Source organism: Rhodocytophaga rosea, from assembly GCF_010119975.1.
Lineage (GTDB): Bacteria > Bacteroidota > Bacteroidia > Cytophagales > 172606-1 > Rhodocytophaga > Rhodocytophaga rosea.
Map to the genome: position 1 here is coordinate 5,332,691 of NZ_CP048222.1, position 12,855 is coordinate 5,345,545.

Sequence of the window (12,855 nt, forward strand, 5' to 3'; positions counted from 1 at the left end):
TCACGCATAGAATTTTTGTTTTATTATCTATTAAAAATGATCTAACTTAATTCTGATCTACATCTCCTTACCCTGAAATAAAAGACAAAATGCACATTTCCGATAACAGCTTTTGCAGGAGCCACCTTATACAACCTTTGGGTCAGCACTGGCCTTGTGCGGGTTGTATAGAGGGGCGGATGTAAAAGCGGGGCCTCTCCGGCCCTGGAGGAGAAATGTCTCTGCTCAAAACAATCATTCTAGTAGACATCCTAATTTTATATTAGTATTGGAATAATTTAAAATAGGTAATACATGTTTATCTCAAAATAAATGACTGACATACAGTAAATTACTAATAACGAACAACCAGCAACTAACAACGATTTGTTAAGGCACCGCTTCTACCAGAGGTAATACACTCAGGACTTTTTGCGGATTTTTTTGCTTTATATCGGCTAGTTGTTGCCAGGCCAACGCTGCACTGGTGACAGCTGGTATTTCGGTTGCTTTCAGCGTTCCTTGTTCGGCAATCACATATTTTTCTGCGATGGTTTGTAAGGCTACAGGTTTCGCCTTGGGTGCTTGCCCTAATGCTGAATTGGCCAGGGTACTGTTTCGCAGGCTGTGTGCAAAACTCCGGATGGTTTCCAACCCTTTTACATCTGGTAAAGGAGTTGTAGGCTCTTCACCCAATGTTTTGGTTTCATAAGTAAAAGGCTGTGTAGTTAACTCGTCATCGAACATTACAGCATCTAATCCTTCAAAGCTGAGGCCGGAATCAAACAGTTCATATGATGGCGTACTCAATTGCAGTTCTTCACTCATGTCAATAAACTGAGCCGAAGCGAAATGATTTTTTACCTTACCGGCAGGTATGTCATTGTTATTTGTATCCTTGAGTGCGAGCCTGAAGGTATTCGCACCTTGTGGCTGGCGGCCACTGAATTTATCAACCCGTACTTCCAGGGGCACTGTTGTCTGGCGGACAGATAAGAGTTCATTGGGATGCAGCGTAAGCAGGGTAGAATCAGCCGCTTTTTTCAAATGCTTCCGCAAGGTTACAGACAGATGAGTTTTGCCTGTGGCCCGTTCCCAGTTGGCATCATTGGATAGATCATCGGCCAGTAAGGGCAGAATGCGTACTTTCTCCAGACGGGCTTCATCTTCTTCACCCCAGGTTTCGTTGAGAGATACCGTTTTGCTGAATATCCAGACTTTCAGTTTCAGGCTGCCTTCAATATGCCAGGGGGAAGGTCCGCTGAACGTGCCATTTACTTCAATGGAAGCAAAATCATAGCCTTTCCAGGATGCTGCCAGCAGGAAGTGTACATCTGTTTCGAATCGGAATGGGCTGAGCTGGAACAAAGCATCAAAGGATAGTTCTCCCCGGATGCCGACACCCCATTTTTTGAACACAAACAAACCAGCTACACCAAACTGAATGGTATTGGAAGTAACAGCTAAATAGCAAGACACCGTAATGCTAGGATTGCCAGAACGCAGGATGATCTGGAGCCTTCGCATTTTTGCCGGTAATTGCAGGGCAGGCGGCTGAAACCTGGGATGAAACCCGCCAATGGTAATGGCAAAATCCGGGTTATCACCATATTTAATGCGCAGGGCCATATCTCCCTCCAGCTTCATGCCCAGCAATTTGGACTGGAATAAAGCCGCATCCAGGCTGATGAATTTTTTATCAAAATCTATGGCGGCCACAAAATTGACTTGTAACTGCAAGGCTTTAATTTCCTTACCGGCCACTTTCCTGGTTATTTCCGAACGGATTATGCCAATCAGCGCCAGTCGTACAGGTTCCGGGAATTCGATGATCAAGCCCAGTTCGATGGTAATAATACTTTTCGGACCCCAGGCCAGTTGAGCCATCAACCCAAACGTATATTGCCCATCGGCAGCAGGGAAGAACTGGTTGATTTTGGTGAGGATGGTATATACATTTTTCAGCGGATCTTTGGGAAAAAGAATATCATCAATGTCATTCTTTTGAATCCCTTCCTGTATTTTTTGTAATTCTATCCGACGGTGAATACCTATTAACCCGCCTACGCCGGTGAGCGAAAATCCCAATCCCAGTTGAATGGCTGGAAATTCAGCGCTGATGATTAAAAGAAATGAGTAACCGGGTTGCCCACTGGGAAGCCGGGTTTGAATAATTCCTAAGGCTTTAACATTGATTTTATTTTTGATGCTCAGTTGAGCAACCCCGAAATATTCGCCTTTATCTTCATCTATGTACAGATAGCCACCGCCTGTTACCACTTTGGCATTGATCTCGATGCCTACGCCGTTAGGTGGTTTAAAATCAAAGTCTGCATCAAAAATACCCAGATTTCCTGCTTCGTCTTTCGGTGGGCTTTTCAGCAACAAGCGCATGCCTATCTTATCAAGTTCGATATTTACCGGACCTAATTCAGCACGGCCCGCCACCGACGCATAGAGCATCCACTGGTTGGCATCGGTTATTTTGCGGAAACCCAGTTGCAAAGAGGGCAAGGAGAATTTGCTGACTTTTTTGTTGAGCGGAATTACAATTTCTCCGCCACCGCCTCCTTCCAGGTAAAAGCCCCGTTCATTGAAATATCCTGCTGCCAGGTCAAACAGAACAGCAATGCCTTTTTCAGGGAGTATTTTTTGCAGAAAGGAATCTCCATCGCCGGGTAATAAATAAAATCCCGATTGGCTCAGGCTGGCTTTAATATCTGCTTTTTTCGACTGATTGCTGATATCGAGTAAAGCCCGGAGATCAATTTTTCCTAACTCAAGCCGGGTGCCTTCTTCCGTACCTATTACGTAAGCCGGATTATTTTCTTTATCGTTCTCAGGTTCGGTCTTACCCTTGTGTGCCGCAATCTCTACCAACAAATTACCAGATACACCTGGAGGGAGGTCTACGCCATCCGGACCAAAACTGAAACTATCCAGGCCGCCACTCAGGTTAAATGTCCATTGCCATTTTCCAAACTCCCGGTTAAATTGTTTGTCTGTCCGGTTATCATCGTCGAGGTAAAAAATCTGGGGAGATACGATAATATTCTGGTCCTGTCTTCTTAAGCTAAGCGCCAGCTCAACATTTTTGCCAACCGGAAACCAGGTGGTTAAAGTTTGAGAGAATTCCTGTAGTTTATCCTCAGTTAAGGCAATCGCATCGCTATGCCGGTAGCCATAAAAAGCATTCAGATACAGACTTAAGAGTAAATCCCGTAACCTGATTAATAGTTTGTCATCAGGTGGTACCGGGCCAGCCATCCGCAGCAAAGAGCCGGAAGAAGTATCGTTTTTAAAATAATGCTCTTTTAAGGCAGCTACCGGATCACGGAAAAAAGCATCCAGGCCATCTTTATTAAACTGTATGCCCCGGTAAGGATAGCGGATGATACGTCCCGAAGTGTCTTTTTCTGGTTCGTTGACTTCATTTTCGCTTCCTACACTCACCCAGTTTAACAAGCGATACAGTTGAATAGACGATGGAACAAGAATGGCATGTCCTCTCAGAATTACCTGTTGCATGACATGCAGCAAGAGTTCACTTTTGTCGATATCGATTCCATTTTCTGCGCCTGCCAGCTCGAATACAGCCTTGCATTTTTTGTATTCATCAAACACCTGTTTGAGTAGTTTAAAACCTGCTTTTACTGCACTCCAGGATTTCCATTTGGTAGGCCATTGCTCCCGCACCGATTCATAGACCGTTCTGGTGCTTCTGGTTACTTCCACTACTTTGTCGAAAGTGGTTACGCCTTCGGTATTGGGTTTATCCATATCCCCCAGGTCATACCCAGACATATACACAAATTCCATGATCAGCTTTTCCGACGACAGTAATCCGATCACCAGGTCCAGAAAAACCAGAAAGTCTTCATTGGCGGACCGGTTTTCGATAAAAGTATCTTTCTCTTGTTCTGCCATGTTACAAAGTATTTGGGGTGGGCTTTGTGTATTGAAGATCATCGGCGGCCATGGCTACCTTGTATCTGGTGAGGGCATGAGGCGTTAAACCGCTGGTGCTAGTTTGTTCTTTTAGGGGTACTTCTGCCACCACCCATATGGTTTGGCTTACCGTTCTCCGGATTTTTACTGTACTATTCTGTACATGGGCTTGTGCCTGCGAATCAGCTTTACCCCGTTTTAGCTGGCTGCAGGTGAGTTCAGTATCATTGCCTGCCTGTGTTTTTGTTTCCAGCACATATATGATTTCCTGGTCGATGATAGCGAAAAAAGGCGCTTGTGGAAACGTTTTACCCTGTGCCAGTATGATGGTAAACGATTCTGCCTTGGTATCCAGGGCTTGTACCAGTTTACCTTCGCCTTCCCAGTCGATGGTGATAGAGGCAAAATTGCTGCGGCGGATAATTTCAGAAGAAGGCGCTTGCTGCCGGGCAAAATGGAAATGAGAAATGGTATTAAAATTCTCTACTTTTTTTTCTTTGGTTCCCCGGATAAAATCAATGCGGTACATCCATTCCGGCTTTGGAATTTTTACTTCCGGATGAATTTTATGATTGGGAAGTAGAATGGGATTTTGGGTGATCAGGCCGGGTTTGTAATTGGGAAACCAGCGGGTCCGTAATACAATCTCGTCTTTTTTAGCTTTGTCCAGCGTTTGAGGGGCTTTGGCATATCCCACTACAACTTCTGGCTCCGGCAAACGTTGGGTATTGCTTCCCAGATCGGTAAATTCATAGCCCAGCAGATCGAGTTTTAGTTTTTTCCAGGCACTGGCTTCATTTTTCATTCCACTGGCGGTTAGGTGGGCGACAACCATTTCATGCGCTTTGGTTTGCTCGGTTTCGAAAGGTTTATCGGCCCAATACGCCAGGCGGCCTGCATAAGTAAAATGCACATCTCCGGATAAGATCACCACCCGGTTTTCGCTTTTTGCTTCCGGCTGTGTTTTGGCAGTCCGTACTGCCAGGAGGCTCAAAAATGTTTCGAATAGCTTCGAACTCACTTCCCAGGAATCGGCCTGGTCGGGATCATAAGCGGCCATTTCCCAGCGGTTTCCCGAATAACCGGTAAAATAATGCGCCAGTGGCAAAGCCACACCACTCAGATAATTGCGGAACAGCGGAATGGTGACCACATTGCAGGGAGAAATAACAAACGTGATTTCTTTGGGTATATCGCTGAAAGGGGGCGGCAGTACAACCGGTTCTGGCATCTGCTCTTTCAAAGATTTGGCACTGATGTGTTCGGCTGCCCCATACAAAGAACCTGGGAAACTGCGGAAGGTACGGGCATCGAGCACCAGCACTTCATATTTGGGATGACTTACCTGGTAATGCCAGCTGAGCGGCTGAGTAAAAATTTCCGGGAAAGTATCTCCTGAACCAATGCTGCGGTATTTGGCGGCCTGTATTTTATCCGGAATTTTGAGGAGGTTGGCAATGATCTTTTCATTGGCTTCGTCACTATAATTGTTGCCAATCCAGGCAGACAAGGCATTGAGTAATTTTTTTCCGGCACTTTCACCTGTTTCAAAACGCTCTGGTGTATTGCCCCAGGCCTGAAAAACCGCATACGCAGCCAGACCATTCTGAAGTACCCGACGTCCCATAGGTTTGCTATACACCCGGTGTACCCATTCCCGCGTCATATGCCAGTCGTCTGTTACCTCATGGTCGTCGAACATCATGTAGGTGGCAATATTGGCCAGGACTCTTCTCACTTTTTTCAGTTCGGAAGCAAAAATTACCAGGTTCATCATTTCCGTAAAGTCACGGATTACCATCCGGAAACGCTTTAGTTCATAAGCTAATTCTACGTAGGCTTTCTTTTGTGCCTGGCTAACCTCTTCATCTGATAATTTCTTAATATACCGGCTTTCAATGGAAGAAATCTTGCTGATGCCGCTTTCCAGTTTCTGCAACAGGCTATCGTCATCCTCATTTTTAGCAGCCATGGAATGTTTCACCGCCCATTTTTTGGAAGCTTCCGCCCGGAAAAACGAAGGCCATAATACATCTGACCAGTTGAGCAGGTACAAGCCAAAAAAGTCTGACAAGGAAAACAGATGAAACCGGGAAGTAGGCGTAAACCCGCACAGGTCATGAATATAGTCTGGCGTATCCAGGTTGTCGGTGAGTTCAGGCGGATCTAAGGTAGTTTGTGTATATTCTTTGAGCAGGTCAATAAAGCTTTTGCGTTGATTATTGATGATAAATTCCTTTACTTTATGCATGTGCCCTCTTTCCCCCGGAATGATCTCTGCCGGACAAACATCGGCTTCGCCATCATCTTTGCTCCGCATTTTTTCAGGGGATTTGTAGCCCCCATTAGCTTCTTTTCCACTCATCAATGTATTGCCTACATCAATATAGAGGTGTTCTAATACTTCGTTGGCTTCATCGGCATAGATCTGGTCGCCACTGAGATATAGCTGCTGCGGACGGTTGGTTTTCCAGGTTTGTTGCAACAGGGTATCTAAGGCTGGCAGCGCATCGTATGCATCATTGGTCATATTGCGGCAGGAACTATGGATGAGGTGAACTTTATTGAGATCCAGGGAAGGCAGCTGGAAAGAAGGTAATTTTTCATCTGGATAAGTGATTTCTGCCGGTATGTTTGCTGTACTGAGTACTCCCTGTGCTAACAAATCCTGACCACCAATAGTAAGGGTGTAGAAATAGGTATTTCCGTATTGCAGTTGTTTCTCTGGAGCAATAGGTTTAGCTGTAACGGCTGCTATATGCAGATTGGTACCTAGTTTAACCGTTTGCAAATTGCCAGTTAAAATGGTGCTGCCTGCCACATTATTAGCATCTTCCACTACAGATAAGACTACTTCTTTGGCTTCTTTCAAGGCTACCCAAACCGTAACGGCTCCAGGTTCCGCCTTCCGAACCATAGGTCCGCTGAGAATCAAGGGTAATTCGGCAATATTTAAAGGCTGGACCGATTGCTGTAATATCTGGCTAATGCCTGTAATGGTATTGTTTGTATCTTTTGTGACCAGCGGAGAGTCCGAGCAAATAGAGAAAATATGTTGAATGACTTCCTTCAACCCTTTCTTCTCCTCATCTATTCTTTTTTTCTCTTTATCGGATAGATTGCCGGATTCAATCGCAGAAAACTTTTGCTGCAGACTTTCATGCAGGTTGCGCTGTTCCGCTTCAGCAATTTTATCATTCGCAAAACCGGTGTTGAGAAGTGTTTCCAGGTAGCTGATATATCTGCTGTATTTCATAGAAACCGGATTTTAGGTTCAACTATAAAGTGGAAATGACTTGTATCGTTTCCGGAGAAGCGCTTTTTGATGCTTTCGAAAACAGCTCACATTCTTTTAAGTATGATTGCCTGAGAATGGCAGAGCAGAATAAGCGGTATTAGAAATTATATTCCTTTGGATGGTGCGGATATAATTTAGCTCAAGCGTATGTATCTATTAAACTTGGCAACAAAAGGCAGTAAGTAATCGCCATTTGCAGGATAAGACAGCGTTAAAAATTAGTCTCCTTGCTCATTTGTTGGTAAACAGGTTTGAAAAAGGTTAACAAGAGATTTTGAAAAAAATTAATGAGCTGGCGACCCATGATTAGAAAGTAATAGAAATTCTTTGTAAAAAGCAATATGTATCCGAAAAAGATACTGTTTATTATTGATACGGATGGAAATAAATACAAGGTGAAGGAAGTTTTTCGAAAAAGGTACTGCCCTTCCGACGAAGGAAGAATCTCTTAATGTGAGTGTTCAAAAGATTCCTTCTTCGTCGGAAGGACTACAGAAAAACCGAATAACTTATTAAACCCTGTAATAATAACAATGAACCAAAAACTCAGGATTCACCGATGCTTTGCAGATACAGGTCTTCTACTTTTTTTCTGGCCCAGGGTGTTTTCCGGAGAAAGGTTAAACTCGACTTAATACTCGGATCGTGCGTAAAACAGCGTATGTTGATCTGATGGCCCAAAGCCTCCCAGCCATAGCGTTTGACTAACTCAGTGAGTATCATTTCCAGGGTTTTGCCATGCAGGGGATTATTTGGTTGCGTTTCCATTGATAGTGCTTAAGTCTGACTTTTTAGTTTATTCATTATTTTACTAGCTACTTCCTGTACCTCTTCCTCCTTTTCTCCCTGAGTTGGAAAATAAGCGATTTGCTCGATTTCTTGTAACAGCCTTGGCTCAATGGGTTTGATAGTATTTATTCCAAATGCATATAAACACCAATATTTCCATACTTCATCTTTTCCTCTCAATATGGCAATAATATCATCGGTTAAATAATCTGACATAGTTAGCAGATAATCAGCCATTGGGGTAGCAACTGGCCAATTAATGTCTTGTAACCATTCAAGTAGCTGAGGAACAATTGGTTTGATCTCTTGATAAGAGTATTGATATAACTTCTCCACTGCCTCAATGTCTGTCTTATTTTTTGGTATTAATTCTTTCAGTGTTATATGAGACATGAGAGTTGATATAAATGTAAAACTGATTACTATATATTAAAACATAATTAAAAACTATCCCAGAAACCGAGTTTGAATTTTACTCAATTCTCATAATCCCTCAATACTTTTATGCGTAATCACGTTCCCTGTGTCATCAAGCGGTGTATATGGATTGTACGCTACTTCTAAAATATTGCCTTCTACATCTGAGAAATAAAAAAATAAGCCGCCGAAGGGTGGTTCCATGGGTTCTTTAATAATATGTACGTTTACGCTTTTAAGCTTGTAGTATAATTCCATCACCTCTTCTTTGGAACGTACATTGTAAGCGAGTGTAAATAAACTTTTTCCATGTTCGTTGAAGGGAATGCCAATAAAGTCGGATAATGCTTTCCGGTCGAACAGGCTGAGTAAAAAGCCATTGAATTTATAAAAAACCATATCCTGGTTTTCTACCACTGGCTGCCAGCCAAGTATTTCGGTATAAAAGCTCCGCATCGCCGATAAGTTGATGGCACCTATGGTAATTACACTTAATCTGGGTTCCATATTTTTTATTTTATTTAAATTTATTGAGTTTTTCCGGCAAAACCCACTTGGCTCCTAAGGCATACGGGGCAACTGCCGGATGTATGGCTGTTTTATATCCTTCACCTAAAATGCTGGCAATCGCTGTTTTCATCTGTTCGGCTGCTTCCTGAAAAGGCATACCTCCCACGCCAGTACATAAACTTGATAGCACGATATGTCTGATGGGATGTGTTGCAGAACGGTTATGTTTGACTATGGCTACTAAGACTGCCCGCATCGCTAAATAGGCATTAATTGTTTTTCCTACATTACCAGGAATCCGCATGGTAGGGGCAACGATTATAAAGGGAAACTGTGGGTGATTCATGGCGATAATGCTGGCTACACCAACTGGTAGTTCACCGAAGTATTCTTCCCTGATGAGTTGCTGCACTTTCTGTTGCGCCTGCCCGGCAAAAAAATCGTCAATCGCTTTATCCAAGCCTCCGCCCATATCTCCAAAACTATTGGCCGGACTTACCAGCGCATCTGCCGAAAGGTGAAGAAGATTTCCTAAGAGAATTTCTACGCTGCTTTCCTGGGCAAAAACGTCAGCAAAGACTTTGGCTATGTCTTTATTTAAGTCGCAAATGCTGATTCTCAACTCGTCTTTGGCCAAATCTTTTCCAAAAGGTTTGAGCGTATCTACCTTCATACGTTTAAAGAACCGGTAAATCTTTGATAGCATATTTCTAATAACGAACAACCAACAACTAATCAATATTTAGGCATAATGGGCTGGTGTTTTCCATCGTCGAAGTAGGGCAGGATGGTGAATCGTTTGCTTTTCAGTTTGGAGTTTCCTTCTCTGAGTTCACTTTCCAGAAGACTGGCGGCTTCTCTCTGATGCAAAAATGTTAACTCTTCCATACCAAATAAATCTTGTGTATCAGCAAGCACTACTGAACCGTTGGAGGTAATTTCAAATAGGGCGAAAGTCATAGAGGTTGTTTAAGATTGAAGCAGTAGAAAATGTCACCAACAACAGACACCATAATGGTTTCAACCTGAGGCTATGTACTTGGCGAGCCTTGTTGTTATTGGTGAAGGGTATTAGTAGTTATTATTTTTAATTATCTTTTTTCTTTCTTTTTTGCTCATTTTTGCCAATTCTTGATTATAATACGCATTAAGACCGGCATGAAACTCTTTTCTCCAATCTTTTCCATTTTTTTCTGTTAAGTGATTCTCCATTTGATTGTTAAATACACCTATTGCATAGTATACATTCTCTGAAATCCATTTTGTGCCTAGAATATCAATGTATCTGACTTGGTACTTAGCTGCATATTGATTAAAAATCCCTAGTACTTTACCCCTATTATTGTATCCGGTCAGTAGTATCAAGGTATTTGTCTCAATATATCTTGAAGCAATGTCGATCACCCTTTTGTAGATTAAACTTGTTTCAGGAATATCTGTCTCATTGGCTTGTAACAAATAAAGACAAATGGCCAAAGAGTTTAAGGGAAAATACTTCTTTTCTAACGTCTGAATAGCTGAGTCAGAAGGTAAATTTGTAAATTGTTTTGATATGAGTTGAACATGATACGCTCTATCTACATCTTCACACTCAGATTGAGCCTGGAGTAAATAACCTAGCAGTATAAATAATGTCGCAAAAAGAATCCTTTTTATCATTTTTTTATAACTAAGTAAGAGTACACAATTAAGTATAAGATTTTGGCAAATTGTATCTTTGCTTATGCGTTATATCAAGAAGATTACAGACAAGCAAAAACAAGACTTAGAGAAGATTCATAAAGATAGTAAAAGTTATCAGGAACGTAACCGTTGCCAATGTATACTGTTATCCAATCAAGGCTATCAAGTACAGAAGTTAGCAAGCATTTTTCAAGTAAGTCAGTTAAGTATTTATAAGTGGTTTGATCGCTTTGAGAAAACAGGTGTGGTAGGGTTAAAGAACCAAAAAGGGAAAGGCAGAAAACCCATCCTTACTACCAGTAATGCTACCCATGTTGAAGTAGTGGAAAATAGCATAGAGAAAGAAAAACAACAACTTAAATTAGCTAAGCGAGAGATAGAAGCTAAATTAGGCACGGCTATGAGTGAGATGACCTTGAAGCGGTTTTTAAAAAAATTGACTACCGATGGAAACGTTTCCGTAAATGGATAAAGCCATTGCAAAACAAAGAAGCATATGAGCAGAAAGTCAAGCGATTACATGCTTTGCTTTATTTGGCACAGACAGGCAGTATAGATTTATATTTTGGAGACGAATCAGGGTTTTGCCTTACCCCTTGTGTACCTTATGGATGGATCAAAAAAGGCGAACACGCCCCTATTTTATCCCAAAGAAGTACAAGGATAAATGTATTTGGCTTGTTAAGTACAAATAATGAGTTGCTTACTTATCAGAAAAGTGGGAGTCTAAACGCTGACTTTATCATTGAATGTGTAGAGGCCTTCTCAACATCTATTTCCAAGTTTACTGTCATAGTCTTAGACAACGCCTCCTGGCATACATGTGGCCTATGGGAAGTCAAAAAAGAAGAATGGGAACAGAAAGGATTATACATCTTTTTGCTGCCTAAGTATAGTCCTCATCTTAACAGGATCGAACGATTTTGGAAGCAGGTGAAATATCATTGGCTCAAAGCCGAAGACTATCTGTCTGTAGAAGCGCTTAAGGAGGCACTTTATACCATCTTTTCAGGATTGGGTACTTACTTTAAACTTGATTTTAAAAAACTTGAAGTAGATGAAAATATTATACTTAATTGTGTTTAATTACTTAATTACTTACTAAGATAAAAATAATACTACCTAAAAAACGAATTCAACTGCTTACTATTTCATAATTGCACTCTCAATACCTACTAATATTCACTACTTAATCCTCATACTTATCTGCGGCTTCCGGCCTTCATCGGCTGATACATCATGAGTTGATTAATAACCTGGGTAATTTGTGCAACAGGCATTTTTTCTACGAGATGAAAATGGCCTGTTTTTGTAGTATCCCAGCGGTTGTATCCACTAGGCAAGGTAACGATCCGGCCAGGTTTTAGTTCATAATAGGGTTCTACGCCTTTAATGCCTACCAATACGGCTGTCTGGTCCCAGCTCATGCGGCCTTCTTTGTCTTCCGCAGCTTTCGGAATACTGATGCGGAACACATCTTTTACCGGACTATTCTTGATCTGAGGATTGTTAATCAACGGTAAACCAGTTTTGATTTTCTGTCCAATTTCAAAGCCTGAAAAAATAATTTCGGTAGGCCAGGCAGCAAATGTTTTCACAGAAGCCGTAGAATCCCGGTGTACATTATATTCCTTGCCTTCGGGAAACTTTCCGGCCATACTCACCAGCCTTTTTACTTTTTTGCTCACCAGTTCCTTGCCCGATAGTTTGGAGTATTTATCCGGTTTGGATTCCAGCAGGTTGGCCAGATTCGTCAGAAAACCTATCGTAACGATGGTGACACTATTATCTGCTTGTTTGGCAAGTACCTGCCGGTAAATTTCCACGGACTCCGGTACTTCGGCATTAGATTTTACTTTGTGTGGATATCTGGCTACAATCGTATCCGACCAGCCCTGAAAATCCCGGTCGGTAACGGCATTGCCTTTGGGTACGCCAATGGGTATATTCGGACGGCCAAAATAGGTATTATACACACTTAGCACCGGAGCCACATTTGCATATTTACTGCTGGCTACCGTAGCCAGAATAGTCGCTTGTCCGCTATCGGCGAGGGCATGGAGCATAGTAATAGCGCCCACATCGTCGTAATCCGGACCAATATCCGTATCAAAAATAACAGGCACCGGGGCAGACTTGGTTTGGGCTTGCATTGATGCTAAGCCAAAGAACAGATAAAGAATACACAGCGTTAGTATTTTCATATTAGTAATAAATGTAAAACAAAAGTA

11 protein-coding genes are annotated in these 12,855 nt (G+C 42.2%); 2 read left to right on the forward strand and 9 right to left on the reverse strand.

Going from position 1 to position 12,855, the window contains the following annotated elements:
* Positions 1 to 369: 369 nt before the first annotated feature.
* The 8 genes from GXP67_RS22135 to GXP67_RS22170 all read right to left on the reverse strand — a co-directional run bounded on the left by GXP67_RS22135 (position 370) and on the right by GXP67_RS22170 (position 10,600).
* Entirely contained in the window at positions 370 to 3,906 is a 3,537-nt protein-coding gene (locus GXP67_RS22135; RefSeq protein ID WP_162445135.1) for a DUF6603 domain-containing protein, read from the reverse strand.
* Position 3,907: 1 nt separating this feature from the next.
* Positions 3,908 to 7,183 carry a metallophosphoesterase family protein gene (locus tag GXP67_RS22140; protein WP_162445136.1) on the reverse strand — a complete coding sequence of 1,092 codons (3,276 nt, stop codon included), beginning with the start codon at positions 7,181 to 7,183 and terminating at the stop codon, positions 3,908 to 3,910.
* A 588-nt stretch (positions 7,184 to 7,771) separates the two neighbouring features.
* Entirely contained in the window at positions 7,772 to 7,993 is a 222-nt protein-coding gene (locus GXP67_RS22145) for a VF530 family protein (protein WP_162445137.1), read from the reverse strand.
* Between the two features lie 9 nt (positions 7,994 to 8,002).
* Positions 8,003 to 8,407: a DUF5071 domain-containing protein gene (locus GXP67_RS22150; RefSeq protein WP_162445138.1), complete on the reverse strand. Its 405-nt coding sequence runs from the start codon at positions 8,405 to 8,407 to the stop codon at positions 8,003 to 8,005.
* A gap of 90 nt (positions 8,408 to 8,497) precedes the next feature.
* The gene (locus GXP67_RS22155; protein WP_162445139.1) at positions 8,498 to 8,938 is read right to left on the reverse strand and encodes a VOC family protein; all 441 of its coding nucleotides are present in this window, start codon (positions 8,936 to 8,938) and stop codon (positions 8,498 to 8,500) included.
* Positions 8,939 to 8,948: 10 nt separating this feature from the next.
* Positions 8,949 to 9,614: a macro domain-containing protein gene (locus GXP67_RS22160; RefSeq protein ID WP_232064536.1), complete on the reverse strand. Its 666-nt coding sequence runs from the start codon at positions 9,612 to 9,614 to the stop codon at positions 8,949 to 8,951.
* Between the two features lie 62 nt (positions 9,615 to 9,676).
* Complete coding sequence (locus GXP67_RS22165; protein WP_162445141.1) at positions 9,677 to 9,901, reverse strand: hypothetical protein; 225 nt, start codon at positions 9,899 to 9,901, stop codon at positions 9,677 to 9,679.
* Between the two features lie 111 nt (positions 9,902 to 10,012).
* Positions 10,013 to 10,600, reverse strand: coding sequence for a hypothetical protein (locus GXP67_RS22170; RefSeq protein WP_162445142.1), 588 nt, complete (start codon positions 10,598 to 10,600; stop codon positions 10,013 to 10,015).
* Between the two features lie 64 nt (positions 10,601 to 10,664).
* Between GXP67_RS22170 and GXP67_RS22175 the strand changes: the two genes are divergently transcribed.
* Together GXP67_RS22175 and GXP67_RS22180 are read left to right on the forward strand one after the other, a co-directional pair.
* Positions 10,665 to 11,096 carry a helix-turn-helix domain-containing protein gene (locus tag GXP67_RS22175; protein ID WP_162441276.1) on the forward strand — a complete coding sequence of 144 codons (432 nt, stop codon included), beginning with the start codon at positions 10,665 to 10,667 and terminating at the stop codon, positions 11,094 to 11,096.
* 5 nt (positions 11,097 to 11,101) lie between these two features.
* Positions 11,102 to 11,710 carry an IS630 family transposase gene (locus tag GXP67_RS22180; protein WP_232064508.1) on the forward strand — a complete coding sequence of 203 codons (609 nt, stop codon included), beginning with the start codon at positions 11,102 to 11,104 and terminating at the stop codon, positions 11,708 to 11,710.
* A gap of 116 nt (positions 11,711 to 11,826) precedes the next feature.
* On the opposite strand, the gene GXP67_RS22185 is transcribed toward GXP67_RS22180, so the two are convergent.
* Positions 11,827 to 12,828: a nucleoside hydrolase gene (locus GXP67_RS22185; protein ID WP_162445143.1), complete on the reverse strand. Its 1,002-nt coding sequence runs from the start codon at positions 12,826 to 12,828 to the stop codon at positions 11,827 to 11,829.
* Positions 12,829 to 12,855: the final 27 nt, after the last annotated feature.